The organism is Phormidesmis sp. 146-12 (assembly GCF_052939495.1).
Genome location: NZ_JBJPHS010000031.1, coordinates 19180 through 35694 on the forward strand (window position 1 = coordinate 19180; position 16515 = coordinate 35694).

15 protein-coding genes are annotated in these 16515 nt (G+C 50.2%); 6 read left to right on the plus strand and 9 right to left on the minus strand.

All coding sequences use genetic code 11. The features are described 5' to 3' along the window. Nucleotides 1-25 precede the first annotated feature (25 nt). The gene (locus ACKFKF_RS14795) at nucleotides 26-1321 is read left to right on the plus strand and encodes an HD domain-containing protein (RefSeq protein ID WP_446868377.1); all 1296 of its coding nucleotides are present in this window, start codon (nucleotides 26-28) and stop codon (nucleotides 1319-1321) included. Here the strand turns inward: ACKFKF_RS14795 and ACKFKF_RS14800 are convergent. Continuing rightward, a complete protein-coding gene (locus tag ACKFKF_RS14800) occupies nucleotides 1296-3431 on the minus strand; it encodes a recombinase family protein (RefSeq protein WP_446868378.1) in 2136 nt (711 codons plus the stop codon). The two genes, ACKFKF_RS14795 and ACKFKF_RS14800, sit on opposite strands and share 26 nt — an antisense overlap. A gap of 327 nt (nucleotides 3432-3758) precedes the next feature. On the opposite strand from ACKFKF_RS14800, the gene ACKFKF_RS14805 reads away from it, so the two are divergent. Next, complete coding sequence (locus tag ACKFKF_RS14805) at nucleotides 3759-5168, plus strand: proton extrusion protein PcxA (RefSeq protein ID WP_446868379.1); 1410 nt, start codon at nucleotides 3759-3761, stop codon at nucleotides 5166-5168. 243 nt (nucleotides 5169-5411) lie between these two features. Here the strand turns inward: ACKFKF_RS14805 and purF are convergent, their stop codons facing one another. The 7 genes from purF to ACKFKF_RS14840 all read right to left on the minus strand — a co-directional run bounded on the left by purF (nucleotide 5412) and on the right by ACKFKF_RS14840 (nucleotide 12740). Continuing rightward, nucleotides 5412-6917, minus strand: coding sequence for an amidophosphoribosyltransferase (gene purF / locus ACKFKF_RS14810; RefSeq protein ID WP_446868380.1), 1506 nt, complete (start codon nucleotides 6915-6917; stop codon nucleotides 5412-5414). Between the two features lie 207 nt (nucleotides 6918-7124). Beyond that, a complete protein-coding gene (gene purL / locus ACKFKF_RS14815; protein ID WP_446868381.1) occupies nucleotides 7125-9476 on the minus strand; it encodes a phosphoribosylformylglycinamidine synthase subunit PurL in 2352 nt (783 codons plus the stop codon). 435 nt (nucleotides 9477-9911) lie between these two features. Continuing rightward, nucleotides 9912-10679: an MBL fold metallo-hydrolase gene (locus ACKFKF_RS14820; protein WP_446862154.1), complete on the minus strand. Its 768-nt coding sequence runs from the start codon at nucleotides 10677-10679 to the stop codon at nucleotides 9912-9914. Between the two features lie 20 nt (nucleotides 10680-10699). Next, a complete protein-coding gene (locus tag ACKFKF_RS14825) occupies nucleotides 10700-11299 on the minus strand; it encodes an anthranilate synthase component II (RefSeq protein ID WP_446862155.1) in 600 nt (199 codons plus the stop codon). 86 nt (nucleotides 11300-11385) lie between these two features. Continuing rightward, the gene (locus ACKFKF_RS14830) at nucleotides 11386-11847 is read right to left on the minus strand and encodes a diacylglycerol kinase family protein (protein ID WP_446862156.1); all 462 of its coding nucleotides are present in this window, start codon (nucleotides 11845-11847) and stop codon (nucleotides 11386-11388) included. Nucleotides 11848-12004: 157 nt separating this feature from the next. Further along, on the minus strand, nucleotides 12005-12529 hold the full coding sequence (gene ybeY / locus ACKFKF_RS14835; protein ID WP_446868382.1) for an rRNA maturation RNase YbeY: 525 nt from the start codon (nucleotides 12527-12529) through the stop codon (nucleotides 12005-12007). Nucleotides 12530-12548: 19 nt separating this feature from the next. Then, complete coding sequence (locus ACKFKF_RS14840; protein ID WP_446862158.1) at nucleotides 12549-12740, minus strand: DUF3285 domain-containing protein; 192 nt, start codon at nucleotides 12738-12740, stop codon at nucleotides 12549-12551. Nucleotides 12741-12960: 220 nt separating this feature from the next. Here ACKFKF_RS14840 and scpB point away from each other — a divergent pair, with 220 nt between their 5' ends. Both scpB and ACKFKF_RS14850 read left to right on the plus strand, forming a co-directional pair. After that, nucleotides 12961-13488 carry an SMC-Scp complex subunit ScpB gene (scpB, locus tag ACKFKF_RS14845; protein ID WP_446868383.1) on the plus strand — a complete coding sequence of 176 codons (528 nt, stop codon included), beginning with the start codon at nucleotides 12961-12963 and terminating at the stop codon, nucleotides 13486-13488. Nucleotides 13489-13619: 131 nt separating this feature from the next. After that, on the plus strand, nucleotides 13620-13949 hold the full coding sequence (locus tag ACKFKF_RS14850; RefSeq protein WP_446868384.1) for a DUF760 domain-containing protein: 330 nt from the start codon (nucleotides 13620-13622) through the stop codon (nucleotides 13947-13949). Nucleotides 13950-13958: 9 nt separating this feature from the next. Here ACKFKF_RS14850 and ACKFKF_RS14855 read toward each other — a convergent pair whose 3' ends face one another. Next, complete coding sequence (locus ACKFKF_RS14855) at nucleotides 13959-15155, minus strand: HhoA/HhoB/HtrA family serine endopeptidase (protein WP_446868385.1); 1197 nt, start codon at nucleotides 15153-15155, stop codon at nucleotides 13959-13961. A 78-nt stretch (nucleotides 15156-15233) separates the two neighbouring features. Here ACKFKF_RS14855 and psbQ point away from each other — a divergent pair, with 78 nt between their 5' ends. Both psbQ and apcD read left to right on the plus strand, forming a co-directional pair. Further along, nucleotides 15234-15755, plus strand: a complete 522-nt coding sequence (gene psbQ / locus ACKFKF_RS14860; protein WP_446868386.1) for a photosystem II protein PsbQ — start codon at nucleotides 15234-15236, stop codon at nucleotides 15753-15755. Between the two features lie 116 nt (nucleotides 15756-15871). Continuing rightward, complete coding sequence (gene apcD / locus ACKFKF_RS14865; RefSeq protein ID WP_446862163.1) at nucleotides 15872-16357, plus strand: allophycocyanin subunit alpha-B; 486 nt, start codon at nucleotides 15872-15874, stop codon at nucleotides 16355-16357. Nucleotides 16358-16515: the final 158 nt, after the last annotated feature.

The window sequence follows — 16515 nt, forward strand, 5'->3', positions numbered from 1 at the left end:
ATAGTCCCTAATTTGCGTTTTTCCCTTGTTGCCCAACGCTGAACGAATTTATCACGATCCGTTACACGGTGCGATCGCCCTTAGTAGCAGTGATCTAACCGAAGCTTTGTTAATTAAACTCATTGATACGCCTGCGTTTCAGAGGTTGCGGCGAGTGAGGCAGTTGGGGCCGGCGAGTTTGACGTTTCACGGAGCAGAAGGGTCGCGGTTTACGCATTCGTTAGGGGTGATGGCCGTGGCGCGTCGGGCGTTCGATCGTCTCGCCAAATCCTATCCACAGCTACAGGTTCACCGGTCGATCGTCCTTTGTGCGGCGCTATTACACGACATCGGTCACGGGCCATTTAGCCACACCGCAGAAGAAGTGTTTGGTAGCGATCACGAACTTTGGACAAGACGAATTTTGAGAGAATCTGAACCAATTCGTAACCTTTTGGATCAGTTTCACCCAGCGCTCATCGATCAGATCGAACAGGTTTACTTAAAAAAGTATCCAGTGCCGCTGGTTTCACAATTGGTATCAAGTCAGTTGGACTGCGATCGCCTCGACTATCTAATGCGAGACAGCTACTTTACAGGCGCGTCTTACGGCAAGATTGACCTCGATCGCATTCTCATGGCGCTCCGCTACGATCCGGTGACTCAGCAGCTTGTGGTGGCGCAAAAGGGAATGGCGGCAATCGAGCACTACCTAATCGTTCGCTATTTTATGTATGCTCAGATTTACAACCATCACAAGAATATTGCCGCAACGTGGGTTTTAGAACAGGCATTTTCTCGCGCTCAAGCATTATTGCAATCAAAGCAACTAACTGCCGATGAAACGGTGACCGCCTGGATGAGTGGAAATTGCGATCAGATGCCGCTCGATCGATACCTTTCAGCCGATGATGGCGTGTTTATTTATCATTTGCAGCGTTGGCAGCGAGAAACTGATTCGGTTCTTGCAGATCTGTGTCGGCGATTTCTCGATCGAGACTTATTGAAAGCGCTGGATGTGTCGCATTTGAGAGAAGACGATCGCGCCGTTCTGCTGCAAAAAGTTCACTACAGACTGACAGAAGCAGGCTTTGACGCTCAATTCTATTCAGGTTTGCGGGTGGCTGTGAGTCGTGGCTATACGCTTTATCAGCGAGGCATCAAGCTTCAGACCTTAACAGGGCTGCAAGAAATTAGTGAACTTTCGCCCCTTGTCCAGACGCTGACAAAGCCTCTTCAACGAGTTTGGCTGATCTACCCACGTGAGATTGAGTTTGATGTGTTGGCCGCCGTTTCCCAACTTGCTGTCAGGTCGGCTAGACAGGCAGAGGCTCCAAACTGATAGGAATAGCCGCATTCACTAGAGAAGTCAGAATACCTGTCTGTTCTTGCCCGTTGATGGCCAGATCGCTGTAGCAGAGAAAAACCCGCTCTTCAGACCGACCCAGCAGATCGAGAAGAATTCGGCGAAGACGCTGCTCGTTAGCCGTTTGCGTGTCGTCGATCGTCCAGGCTCGCCCAGACCAATCTTGCAAAAACAACGGAGCGCCAAACAGCGAATCAACCCCACTCAACCAGCGGCTAGACCCTGCATCTAGCCAAAACTGCCAGCGATGCGATCGCCGACTCGATCGGTACTGAAACACCGTCGCCAAGGTAACTGCATGACTGGCGGGCCCGATCGATCTCACTGGAAAAGGATTTGCCGTCACCGTCCCTTGTCTGAGCAGTTGGATAAAGCGGCTCACCGTCATTGAAGGCGGCGCATCGGTGCGATCGCTCTGTCGCAGTCGATTATCGACTTCCCAATAGTGTTGAGCCGTCTCGATCAATTCTCTTAAAGCAGCAAGCTGGTCAAACGGCAAATGACTTCCGCCCAAAAAGAATTTTTGAATCGCCCGATCAAGCAGCACGACCGGACTCGAAACCAGACGTTGTTCTAGCTGCGATCGCTGTCCCTCCATCCATTTAACAATCTCCTCATAGGCGTGAGTTGCCTGATATCCCAATCGCTCCCAGCGTGGAAAAGTATTCGCCGCCAAAAGACGAGGCCGATCGGGATGAGTCTCAAAACAGTGGTCAGCCAAAAGTCCCGCCCGAACCGGATCAATCGCATAGGTAACTGATGAATTGGCGGCTGCGGCTGACTCCTCTGGTTCCCGGACTGCGGGCGATCGATGGCTAAGAACAACGAGCATTTCAGCGATCGTGTCTCTGTCCACCAATCTCCCCAACCCTGGATAAATGAGCGCTAAAAGAGTGAGGAGCGATCGGATAATCGGACTGCTTGCCAAGGGACGCTGATCATTCAACGACTCGACGGGAATGCCTCGACGGGTGAGAATGCCAGCCAGCGCATATCGAGAGATGGCATCAATCCCCGGCCCAATCAGGGCAATCTCTTGGGGTTCGATTTGTCCAGACTGCACTGCTTCGATGATCATCGTTCCGGTTTGCCGCAGCAGTTCTGCTTGAGTTGTCGTCTGAACAGTCTGCATTGAGTCTGGCAGGCTGGCAAAGAAAATCGGATCGGTCGCCAATTCTAGAACAGGTTCACCCAGGGTATCCGCCAGACAAGTGACCGGACGGCTTTCCAAAACTTCTAGCTGACAGCAATCGCTCAACCCTTTCAGATAATTTGGGTCGGCACCCAGTCCCAGTCGCACCGCCCCATCAGGATTAAACGAGAACGCACCAGCCGCCCCATTTGCCAAGAGAAATTCAAACAGGGGACGCACGATCGCGGGATATTCATCTACATCATCCGCGAGAACGGCCTGATAGCGTTGAGCCAGATGATTTTGATACGTGCGATCGATCAGCAAATAGCGCCAATACAACTCAGCAATAAGGCTGTAAGTTAACAATCCTCGTCGCAGACACCAGGTTCGCCAGCGTTGCAGCATATCACCCACAGTTTGAGGCGACAGCGGCAGTTCGCTCATCTGTTCATTCAGTCGGGGCAGACCTTGCTCTAAAAGCGTGGGAATCTCTTCAACTGTAATGCCACTCAGTGAGGCTAACTGCATCAAATCCAAAACTCTCCGCACGAGTCGAGCTTCTCGAAGGCCAGACTGAGCGACCCCTTCATCCAGTTCTGCTCTCCAAAGTCGCGTCGCCAATTCTTGCTCATTTTCAGGGCGCAACCGAACCGGAAACTGCGCCTTTAGCCCCAAAGTTTGAATCAGCAGCGACCAAAACAGCATTACTTCATCTTCAAAAAATCCTAGCGGCGTGGTTGCTCTAAACGGACAGTTGCCCTGAGTCGCAGCCGTCAGACGATCGACCAGATCCAGGCGAGTATCCCCGATCGCAGACAGCACCAGCACATTCACCGCAGTTTGTGAGGTTCCTTTGAGGGCAGGCAGCACCCATTCGCAAAACTGATTGACCAGGCGAGTTGTCTTGCCACTGCGCGTCGCCCCCGTCACCCAAATAGAATTTGAAAGCACAAACCAGCCTCAGATGAATTTGTTAGGATACTTAGCACTCTAGTTTTGGCGGTCTACCCTCCGTGTTTATTCAGAGAGAATCAAGCCATTTCTATCCTAGATCTTGATAAGAAGCTGCCTTAAGATGAGGAGTTGCCGCAAAGACTAATTTGAAGATCGGATGAATGATCTAAACTCCCTACAGCAAAAGCATTCACCGAAATGGCTAATCTCGTCGCAGCGGATTCAAGTTTACTTCAAAAAAATTAGTAGTAAGCTTTTGTTATTTGTCTTAAATCAGCAATCTTGTTGAATCCTCACTACAGCCCCGAATCAACAGCTTGAGCTATGAGAACCTCCATTTTTTCGAGACTAAAGGGATATATAAATCGTGCCGAACGGTGGTATCTCGAAACACCCGATCGTGCCCTCGATCAAGCTTATGACGCTGCCCTAAAAATCAAAGCTGTAGAGGACGAGCATTTTGAGGGCAAAAAGATTGAGCCAGGTGTAGGCGCGATGACTGCCAACGTGTTTGCTTACTTTGAGTCTGATTTAAGAAAATATCTTAAGATTGTCCGTCTTAGATTGACCGAGTTTAAGCAAAGCCGAACGGCTCTCAATGTGACCAATCCAAACGCTTCCGTTCGTCAATTGAGGACAGTCGATTCAGAATATGGCTCAGGTCGGCTCATCCCAACTGCCAGAGACAAGCCCGCGATGATGCTCGAAAAGTTGAAGTTTATTGATGAGATTTTGGCAAAATACCAGCCCGAAGACCTCTATGCAACTTTGACTTCGACCTCGCTGGTTCCGGTACAAAACGGCTCGGTGCAACCCGCAAACGGCCCTGTTAGCGTCAATCTTGATGCTGTTGATGCTTCTAGCTACTCACCGCGCCCCGATGCGATCGCTGATTTTGAAACGGTTTCTGATAAGACAGGATTGCTGCCGCGCTCAATCTTGGGAACTTTGAATCGTCTTAGACGAGATCTTGACCCCAAATCTGAAGCAGAAATGGTTCAAAATTTTCGGTCTTCTAAAGTCAAAACGATTCTGACTTTAAGATTTATTTTGATTTTGATCTTGGTGCCACTTTTGGTTCAGCAAGGAACGAGAAATATTCTGTTATCCAATCGCTTTGCGTTTGGAAATTCCATTACCGAGCGATTCAAAGTCGAGAAGCAAGGAGATATTTTTATTAATGCTGAAATGGCAGAAGAGGCGGTCAGTGAACTTCAAAGATTTGAGGAAAGATTGAGGTTTGAGAATCTGGTTAGTGAAGCGATCGGTCAAGCTCCTCTTGTGGGTGAGCAGATCGAAATTCGAGTCAAAGACAAAGCAGGAGAAATTGCCAAAAGCTTTACATCTCAAAGCGCCGATGCAGTCAAAAACTGGGTTGCTGATATTTTGGCGATGGTTGCTTTTGCGATCGTTCTCATCAGAGGTAAGCGACAAATCGAAGTTCTCAAGTCGTTTCTTGATGAAATTGTCTACGGTTTGAGTGACAGTGCCAAAGCTTTTATTATTATTCTACTCACTGATGTTTTTGTCGGATTTCACTCGCCCCACGGCTGGGAAGTGTTGTTAGAAGGAACGGCAAGACATCTCGGACTGCCCGCCAGTCGCGATTTTATATTCCTCTTTATCGCTACATTTCCAGTCATTCTAGACACAATTTTCAAATACTGGATTTTCCGATACCTCAACAGAATCTCGCCGTCTGCTGTGGCAACTTACAAGACGATGAACGAGTGAGCTAAATTTGACGAAGTTTTTTTCACTTCTATGATTTTGCCCCACAACTCCTTAATTCTGGAAGGCTTTAAGGTCATGATTTGCGACTCAAAGTTCTCTATTTATAGGGAATTTAGGGGCGTTCTCGAATTTGCAACCGACGTGAAGGATTCGCTCGAATTCACATTAAAGATGAGTGAAACCAAGCGTTCAAGATGGTGAACGGTTGATTGCACAAAAGGAAAGGAGATAGCTGAAAATCGGTTAAGGGGTTGCTTTTTCTAAAAGCAGTTTTGATCGTTTTACCTGGTCGGGAATCGTCACGGGATACTGACCTGTAAAACAAGCTGAACAGAAGTGATTAGTATCTTCACGGGTCGCCTCCAACATACCTTCCCAACTGAGGTATTGCAGAGAATCGACCTCAATATGTTTGGCGATTTCCTCAACTGATCGCGTCGCTGCAATCAAATGATCTTGACTGTCGGTGTCAATTCCATAAAAGCAAGGATGGGTAACGGGAGGAGACGAAATTCTCATGTGAACTTCGATCGCGCCTGCATCTCTGAGCGCTTTAACAATCTTGCGGCTGGTAGTGCCTCGGACGATCGAATCATCGACAATCACCACCCGTTTGCCTGCAAGCACATCTTTTAAAGGATTGAGCTTCATGCGGATGCCAGACTCGCGCATGATTTGGGTTGGCTGAATGAAGGTGCGACCTACATAGCGGTTTTTGATCAGTCCTTCGGCGTAGGGAATCCCAGAAGCTTGAGAGTAGCCGATCGCAGCGGGGATTCCAGAATCAGGAACGGCGATCACGATGTCGGCATCGACGGAAGATTCTGCTGCAAGGCGATGACCGATCCGCATTCGGTAACTGTAGAGGCTTTCGTTGTGCATCACACTATCGGGACGGGCGAAGTAGATCATCTCAAAAATGCAGAGCTTGCGTTCTGGCTGCGGGGCCCAATGAAAGGAGGCTAACCCGGCATCGGTAATCCAGACCAATTCTCCAGGTTCGACATCGCGCAGGTAGTCGGCTCCGATGATATCCAGTCCGCAGGTTTCTGAGGCGAGAACATATCGAACGGGTGTATCAGGCGTTTCTCTGGGTAGCGTACCAATCACAAGCGGACGAATTCCATTGGGGTCGCGAGTGCCGATCATGCCAATTGGAGTGCCGATCGTCAGACTAAACGCCCCTTGACAGCGATTGAAGGCACTAATTGCGGCTTCGAGCCAGTCTTTGCCTTCGTTGACTTCTCCGGCGATCGCCAGCGCGATCATTTCTGAATCCGTCGTAGTCAAAAAGTCGTGATTTTGCTCGATTAATTCTGCTCTCAGCTTGGCAGTATTGACCAAATTTCCATTATGGGCGAGCGCTAACTTACCCAAACGAGTCTGCACAACGGCAGGTTGAGCGTTGACGACGCGACTGGAGCCAGTGGTGGAATAGCGGGTGTGACCGATCGCCAGATCTCCTGGCAGCGTATTCAAAACTGTCTCGTTAAAGACCTGCGACACCAAGCCCATCTCTTTATGCAAGTGGACTTTCTCTCCCTCAAAGGTGGCGATGCCTGCTGATTCTTGTCCGCGATGCTGCAAAGCAAACAGCCCAAAGTAAGCGAGTTTTGCGACATTTTCACCCGGAGCGTAGACGCCAAATACGCCGCAGGCTTCTTCTGGTTTATCAGGGCGATGGTCGATCGTCTTATCTTCAAACTGCTTGGAGGCGTAGCTATCAGAAAAAGCATCATCGGGCAGCATATTTTTTCTCAGCGCGTAAAGGGAGGGACGATCGAGTTAACCAATGGTCAGGTGAAGGGGGAAAGCTTCAAATAGCTTAATGTTGACTTAATAATCTCATACATCCGGGATAAACAATGGCAACCATCAGAAATCAAATTCTCAACAGCGCTACGTTCTGATTTAAGCGCAGACTGTCTTGAGTAAGAATCCTCCAGTTGCGTGAAGTTAGGACTGTAAGCGGCGCTCGATCGCAGTTGACCAGCGAGTGGTCATCGCTACGATCGTAGCGTCCAATAAGCTGAACTGGTTTGCTAAATGGATTCGTAATGACCCATCTGGTTGGCCCACTTGACCCATTTTTTGCCAGGGGGTTCCTTGTAGTGAGGCTTCCCAATCTGATTGATGAGTAGGTGATACTGACACAATGATGCGTGCGCCGCCTTCTGCAAAGAGAAGATGGTCAAGGCGCGAGGTAAATTCTGGTAGCAACACCTCTGCACCATGCTGACTACTGATGCAAGACTCGGCTAAGGCCACCGCTAACCCGCCTTCAGAACAATCATGCGCCGATCGTACCCAGCCTTGACGAATTCCCTGACGACAGACAGATTGGACTTGTCGCTCTAGCTCAAAGTTAGTGACAGGAGGAATGCCCGCGATCGTCGTATGAATCGTTGCCAGATATTCAGATCCGCCAAATGTCACGGCTTCTGACGAGGTATCGGTGCCGACTCCCAACAAGTAAATCAGATCCCCTTCGGTTTGCCAGCCTTGTCCCACAATTCGCTTGAGGTCTGGGATCGATCCGACCATCCCCACAACAGGAGTCGGATAAATCGGAGCAGGTTTGCCGTCTGAGTCTAAGGTTTCGTTATAAAGAGAAACGTTTCCGCCTGTAACGGGGGTAGAGAATTCTCGACAGGCTTCTGCGAGTCCTCGACAGGCTTCTGCAAGTTGCCAATAGCCGATCGGTTTCTCAGGACTGCCAAAGTTGAGATTGTCCGTCACAGCCAATGGGTCGGCACCCACACAGCTCAGATTTCGAGCCGCTTCAGCAACGGCCGCTTTTGCGCCTTCGTAGGGATGAAGGTAGACGTAGCGGGGATTGCAGTCAACGGTTGCAGCAACGCCTTTGGTGAGGGAGGAGGGAGGAGGGAAGAGGGAGGAAGTGTGTTGGTTGGCAAGGGGGCGAACTCGAATGACTGCGGCATCGGCTCCACCCGGTAACAAAACGGTGTTGTTTTGAACTTGATGATCGTATTGGCGATAAATCCAACGCTTTGAGGCGATCGTCGGAGCATCCAATAATTTCAGCAGCACTTGAGTCCAGGTTAGAAATTCGGTAGGCGTTGCGATGCCTTTTTCGCTGCATTCAGGAAGTCGATCGACTGACCACGCCCAGGCTTTTTGAGCATAGTCAGGAGCTTCGGGTAATAAGTCTCGATGATAAATGGGTGTGTTGTCAGACAGCGCGGTAGCGAGAATCTCAGCAGCGATCGAGCCTTGAAACAAAATGCGAACGATCGGTTCCTCAATCACGCTTCCGGCAACCACGGCGTGAAGTCCCCAACGCTCAAAGATATCGATGAGTTCCTGTTCGCGTCCCTTGTGAGCCACAAACAGCATTCGTTCTTGAGATTCAGATAGCAGATACTCATAAGGAACCATCCCCGTCTCGCGCACCGGAATCAAGTCGAGATCCAATTCGATGCCCACGCCGCCTTTGGCTGCCATTTCCGAGGTCGAACAGGTCAGCCCCGCCGCGCCCATATCTTGAGCCGCCACCACTGCACCCGTTTTGAAGGCTTCTAAACAGGCTTCGATCAGCGACTTTTCGAGAAAGGGGTCACCCACTTGCACGGCGGGGCGATCGTCCATTGATTCATCACTCAACTCTGCGCTGGCGAAACTGGCTCCTCCCATCCCGTCGCGTCCCGTTGTCGAGCCGACATAGAGAACTGGGTTGCCGATGCCCTTTGCACCCGACTTAACGATTTCAGCAGTCTCCATCAAGCCCAGAGCCATGACGTTGACCAGCGGATTGCCAGAGTAAGCAGGATCAAAATAGACTTCTCCTCCCACGGTCGGCACGCCGACACAGTTTCCGTAGTGGCTGATTCCGGCAATCACGCCTGTAAAAATGCGCCGAGTTTTCGCGTCGTCCAGTGAGCCAAAGCGGAGAGAATTGAGAAGGGCGATCGGACGCGCCCCCATTGTAAAGATGTCTCGCAAAATGCCACCCACACCCGTCGCTGCGCCTTGAAACGGTTCGACTGCGGAGGGGTGATTGTGAGATTCGATCTTAAAAGCCAGTTGCAGCCCGTCGCCCAGATCCACCACACCCGCATTCTCACCAGGGCCAACGAGGATCTTCTCGCCTTCGGTCGGAAACTGTTTTAGTAAAGGACGCGAGTTTTTATAACAGCAGTGCTCTGACCACATCACCCCAAACATCCCCAACTCTGCCTTATTGGGATGACGATCGAGTCGCCTCACGATTTCTGCATACTCTTCGGGCTTGAGTCCTTCAGCAGCAATCTCTTGAGCAGAAAAGGGGACGGGCGTATTAACTGACATAAAGGATTTGGCGATCGAGAACAGGCTTTATTCTATCGGTATTCTTGACTGAGTTTGGACTTTGGACTTCAGACTTTGGACTTTGAATCTTTGAGCATCAAAAGCGCACCTCAGACATTCAGCAACGCACCTTAAACAATCAACAGCGCACCCCAAACATTCAGCGACGCACCTCAATCATTCAGCGACGCACCTCAATCATTCAGCGACGCACCTCAAGCATTCAGCGATGCACCTCAATCATTCAGCGATGCACCTCAATCATTCAGCGATGCAGCTCAAACATTCAACGATGCAGCTCAAACATTCAACGATGCAGCTCAGACAATCGACAGCGCACCCCAAACATTCAGTAACGAATCTCCAAGGTGACCGCTCGATTCAAGAAGCACGACTGCTGCAACAAATTAGTTGCTAACTCAATCCAAAAGCTGTTTAAAACCGATAACTCATGACCTGAATCACCATTCCTTCTTTGGGCAAGTCAGCGCGTCGAAGGGCGATCGTATCTCCACCTCGGCGCACCGGAGTCCCACTCATCGCCGTCAAAAAGCCATCTAGAGGCGCGATATCACACTGTCCTTTAGCGGCTTGAGTCCGATAATGTGTCGGAATCACTATTTTAGGATTCAAAACCTTCAGTGCTTGCACCGCTTCCTCAGCCGTATAAGCCTTGGGCCCACCCCCGACGGGGATCATCACCACATCCGGCGTTCCCATAAGAATCTTTTGTTCGAGACTAATCGGAGCCGCAATCCCGCCCAGATGCAAAACCGAGATGCCGCCCTGATTCCATCGCCAGGCAATATTACGCCCAAACCGTCTGCCACCGACGCGATCGTGATCCGTCCCAATTCCTTGAATCTTCAACCCACCGACATCGTACGCACCCGCTTCATACAGCAACCGAGGATTACCAGGCACCACATCAACCGCACCCTCATCCAAAAGCTGACTACTAATCATCACCAGATCAGCACCAACCTTGGGAGCGCGATACCCAGCCGTACAGCCCTGACTGCGAAACGGGTTTACCAAAATCCGCTTGCCACTCCCCGTCAGCAAAAAGCTCGTATGTCCCAAAAACTGTACCGAAAGCGAATTTGTCTGCGCCTGCACCGACTCAAACCTGGATGCCACACCCGTCCCGATCGCCCCCAGCAAGCCCGCACCTGCATAGCGAATCAACTGTCTTCGTTTCATACTTCTCCCACAACACACTGCTAGATTCGATCGCCAATTTCGTGCAAAAAGTTCCTCAGCAGTTGCTTACCAGCGTCCGTGAGCACACTTTCTGGATGAAACTGCACCCCCTGAATGTGAGGATATTGACGATGACGCACCCCCATAATTGTCTGATCTTCTACCCAGGCGGTGATTTCCAGCACTTCAGGACAGGTTTGGCGATCGATAACCAGACTATGATACCGAGTTGCGGTCATTGGATTGTCGAGTCCAGCAAAAACGCCTGAGTTAGTATGCTGCACCGGAGAAGTCTTGCCATGCATCAAAATCGGAGCCGAAACAATCTGACCCCCAAACACCTGACCAATGCTCTGATGCCCCAGACACACGCCCAATATCGGAGTCGTCGCCCCCAATTGACGAATTAACTCAACCGAAATTCCAGCATCCTCAGGACGGCCCGGCCCAGGAGAAATGACGATCGCCGCTGGCCGCAACTGCTTGACCTGCTCCAACGTGATCTGATCATTGCGATAAACCTGAATCTCCGCCGCAACCGGAAACTCAGCCCCCAACTCACCCAGATATTGCACCAGGTTATAAGTAAAGCTGTCGTAATTATCAATAACAAGAATCATCTGAAGACAGTGAGGGGTAAGGTGTGAGGTGTGAGGACAGTCCGTTGAGTTACCTGCAACATCTCATCGTCAAACCTTTGACACTCTCACTGTAAAGCCAATTGCACCAGCGCGAATAATCTGGGCAGCAGCAAGAAACCCGCTACCAAAAGCGCCGCGATCGAAGACACCAACACCGCCGCCGCCGCACAGTCCTTCGCAATTTTGGCCAGATCATGATAGGACTGCTTGACCGTCAAATCCACCACCGACTCGATCGCCGTATTCAACAACTCCATCGCCAAAACGGCCCCGATCGTCAGCCCGATCACCGCCAACTCCACCACGCTCAGATGCAAAAAGACACCTAGCCCGATCGCGACACCGCCCACAATTACATGAATCCGAAAGTTGCGCTGAGTCTGGAACGCATAGCTAACACCCATCCAGGCATATTTAAAGCTTGTCCACAAACTAGGAGCCACCTGCCACGCCAAGTCGCGATTGGGCTTGAGAGGAACTACATTAGTTGGACGCTTAGAAGACGGGTTGGGAAGGTCTGAAGACATAAGGCAGGCTACCGATCGGGAGAGGTAAACAGAAGCATTTGCGATAATAAATGCCAAAAGGCTTTCTAGCCAAGTTATTCATAAAGAAGACATTAGACTTAAAGACAGAAATCACACTATCCGCAAGTCAGCGTAAACTGTCACGCTATCTGAGTGACTAGACCTGAGTGACTAAACCAACGGCTTGAAGTAAGACACGCTGCTGTTCTAACATTCGGCTCAAACTCTCATCATCGGGATGATCCCATCCCAGGAGATGGAGCAAACCGTGGGCAGCCAACCAAGCAAGTTCGACTTGAAGGGAGTGTTTTTGTTGGGTGGCTTGTTGAGCGGCCGTCTCGATCGAGATCACAAGGTCGCCCAAATAGAGTGGTGAATCCTCAAGTTCGTCAAGAAACTGTGGATAGTCTACCTCTAACGCAGCAAAGGCTAACACGTCTGTCGGCTGATTTTTCTGTCGATATTGGTGATTTAGAGTCTGAATCTCCTGATCGTCCGTTAGGCGCAAACTCAACTCATAATGCTCATCAGCTTGAAGCGGTAAGCCATCCTCACATTTGGGGTCAAGCAATTTGAGCCAACGACCAAACCAAATTTCCCAAGTTTCTAAGGAGACGGGCGGTTCGCCTGGGGCTAAAGCTTCGCCATCAAAGCAATCCTGCACATTGAGTTCTACCAGCATGACAAGGGAGATTCCTGAATTATCGAGTGAGGTAGGCTAGACCCACTAAGACGCTGAGGAGTCCAATAGTGGTCAGAGCAAAGTGATAAATTGAAGTGCCCCGCTTGCGTACCATATTTCGCATTGCTAACTTGACATAGCTGGGCTGTTTGGCATCTTTTGGGGAAGGAGTCGGGGACTCGATCGTCTCAGAAATTGGAGAATCGTTCATCAAATCTACCTCTCAAAGGGATCGCTCAAAGCTTGCTACTCAACAATACTCTGTCAGTTCTAATGTAACAATTCATAGAACAATTCATAGACGCTCCACTGGTAAGACAATTCCAAAATTTGAGGGTTCAGGAGCCGCCGAAATTCTTTCTCCATCTGCGGTTCTCTCGACCTCTGCAAGCTAAAATTGTCTCCGAATTTCATCCCTTATCCCTTTCCCCATGTCTCGTCTTGCCAGCACGATCGAAGCCATTCTCTACCTCAAAGCCCAGCCTGTGTCGATCGCTGAGTTGTCTGAATTTGCCGGGTGCGATCGCCGCTCCGCCGAAGAAGGACTGCTGGAGTTGATGTCAGACTATGCTCACCGAGACAGCGCTTTAGAAGTGATCGAAACGCCCAAGGGATACAGCTTACAGCTAAGAGAATCCTTTCAAAACTTGGTACATATCTTGATCCCAGCAGATTTAGGGGTGGGGGCGCTGAGAACGTTGGCAGCGATCGCGCTCAGGGGCCCGATCTCGCAAACCGAACTGGTCGAACTTCGGGGATCAGGTGCCTATCAGCATGTTCAGGAGCTAGTTCAGCAGGGATTTGTGCGAAAGCGAAAACAGTCAGATGGGCGATCGTCCTGGGTGCAGGTGACAGACAAGTTTCATCAATACTTCCAACTCAATCAATTACCTCAAGAGTTGAAAAAAATAGAGGAGCAGGAAGCGAAGGCAGAAGAAGGGATGAGGGATGAGGGATGAGGGATGAGGGATGAGGGATAAGGGATGAAGGATGAATGAAGTGGGATGGGGAATTTTTATCCTTTCATTTTGAGCGTTCACCCTTTTAGGATCTGGTGCCAGAATAGGGGAATTGGTATTTGCAAAACCACATGGCCTTTAACTCCGATCGTGCTAAATTTCTCCGTACCGATGAAGAATCAGATGAAATCAATGCGCTACTGACTTACCTGCAAGAGCAGCCTCCCGAAGTCTTAGAACGGATTGCTCGCTCGGTTAGTCCTCAAGTCAAGCAGGTGATTTCTCACAATGTACAAGGACTGGTTGGAGTTTTGCCCTCCGAAGGATTTGGGGTAAAGATTACGACCGATCGCGAAAATCTTGCGAACCTTTTGGGGTCTGCCATGCTGACGGGCTATTTTCTCAGTCAGATGGAGCAGCGGATGGCGTTAGAAGAAAGCGTGATGGATTCTTCCTCTTAGTGTGCAGCCTCAATTCTGCTGATTGGCAGGAAAAGCACCCGGCCGCACTTTGAAGGTTTGGCTCTGACTGTTGCGAATTACCTCCACGTCGAGAGGAGTCCCGATCGTGCTGCTTTCAACCTGCGCCTGGACATCAGAAGCCGTTTTGACAGACGCTCCATTGATTTTTTGAATCACATCTCCCTGCTTGAGTCCACCCTGCGCCGCCGGGGAGCCTTCCAAAACTCGTGCAATTAGAACGCCCTGATCTTGATTGACCTTTACATCAGCCTCTTTGTCACGGTTGTACTCTTCGCGAATGGTCGGAGTCAAATCCACCATTTGAATGCCCAAATAGGGATGCTCGACGCGCCCTTTGGTAAATAGCTGCTCAACGACTCGTCTGGCAGTTTCAACCGGAATTGCAAACCCTAACCCCTGAGCATCCGCCCGAATCGCCGTATTGATCCCGATGACTTCCCCGCGATCGTTCAATAACGGGCCACCCGAATTGCCTGGATTAATCGCTGCGTCTGTTTGAATAAAATTGACTCGCTTATCTGGAACGCCGACCTGAGAACTAGAGCGATCGGTTGCGCTAATAATGCCCGCTGTTACCGTGTTGTCGAGTCCAAGCGGATTACCAATGGCGATTGCCCACTGCCCCGGAATCAGCGTCGAAGATTTGCCCAAAATCACCGTCGGTAGGCTGGTTGCATCAATTTTGACCGCCGCCAGATCCGTCACAGGGTCAACGCCTACCACACGCCCCTCAAACGATCGCCCATCCTTGAGCCGCACTTCAACCGTGTCTGAGCCAGCCACCACATGGGCATTGGTAATCAGACGACCATCATTGGTAAGAATGAATCCCGATCCGGTTCCCCGCTCGACTCGATCTTCGGGCGCAGGAAGCTGATCACCAAAAAACCGCTTAAAGATCGGATTGCGAAACGCTTCGGGGACTTGACTACTAACCCGCCGAGCCGAATCAATCCTCACAACTGCCGGGCCGACTTTCTCCACCGCCGCCGCAATAAAGTTTGAATTATTGGTGCCGTCAGCCGAGAGCGTAATCTTGCTGGGCGGAGCCGAGATCGCTCGTAGAGCAGATGGTAAATTTTGACCCGCGCGATCGCTCAAATAATGCGTTCCGATCAGGGCTGCCCCCCCTCCAATTGCCAACAAAGAGGAGCCGATCGCCAGTTGCTTAAAGGAGAGAACCATAGTCTTGAACGCGCTATACAGCCATACTTTAACTCGAATTTAAGAGGAGCGTAGCGATCTGGAGTTTGTCTCAATCCGATGTCCGTTTTGAGATACACTTCTTTACACGGACAGGTTTATCGATTAGTGATCAAGTTGAATGTTATGGCGAAATATCGGTCTCTCTTGGCTTCAGTTTTGGCGATCGCGGCAGTCTTTTTGATTGGGTTGAGTAGTCCTGCATGGGCAAAAACCAAAACCAAGACTCCGACCTACACTCCCGAACAGATTGCAGAAATTCAAACCTATGCGAGTGACGTGGCTACAATGCGCGATCGCATGTCGGAGCTACAAGCGCTGATTCAGAAAGAGGATTGGACATTTGTTCGCAACTTCATTCACGGCCCGCTCGGCGAACTGCGCGTCAAAATGAGTGCCGTAGTGCGTGACTTGCTGCCCGATGCCCAAAAGCCAGCGCGAACGGTTGCTAAAGACGTGTTTGATAACCTGGTAGCGATCGATCGAGCAGCAGAAAACGCAGACTATAAGCTGGCCGTTCGCAACTATGGTGAGGCAATCCAGAACTTTGATGCATTCTTTCAACTGATCCCCAAAGGCTAGATTTGATTTCAGGTCGAATGTAACGTTTTGTCCAAGTCTATTCAGAAATTACTCTTTCTTTACGGCCCCCAAACTCGTTACACTACAGAATGAATTCTGAGATCCCGCAATAAAATATGAGCGTAGTTAGCCAAGTCATTCTGCAAGCCGACGACGAACTTCGTTATCCAACGAGCGGCGAGTTAAAAGGTATAAGAGAATTTTTTCTGACTGGAGAGCAGCGCACTCGCATCGCCGCCACCCTGTCGAGCAACGAAAAGAAGATCGTTGAAGAAGCCAGCAAAAAGTTGTGGAAAAAGCGCCCCGACTTTATCGCCCCCGGTGGTAATGCCTACGGCAATCGCGAACGTGCCCTCTGTCTGCGTGACTATGGCTGGTATCTGCGCCTTGTGACCTATGGAGTGTTAGCAGGCGAAACCAGTCCGATCGAGAAAATCGGTTTGATCGGCGCACGCGAAATGTACAACGCGCTGGGTGTCCCAGTTCCGGGGATGGCAGAGGCAATTCGCTGTCTCAAAGAAGCCTCGACGGCCCTCCTGAGTACTGAAGATGCAGCAGAAGCGGCTCCCTACTTCGACTTCATCATCCAGGGCATGTCCTAACGCTGACTGTACAATCAAATACAATTGCATCCCTGCGATCGACGCTATTTTTGGCTAATTCTCTGTCAAAGCTTCCGGCGATCGTAGGGATAATTTTTTATTTCCAAGCCTATTCAATTCATTTCATTTCTCGAAACAGTTTGATTAAGAATTGATTG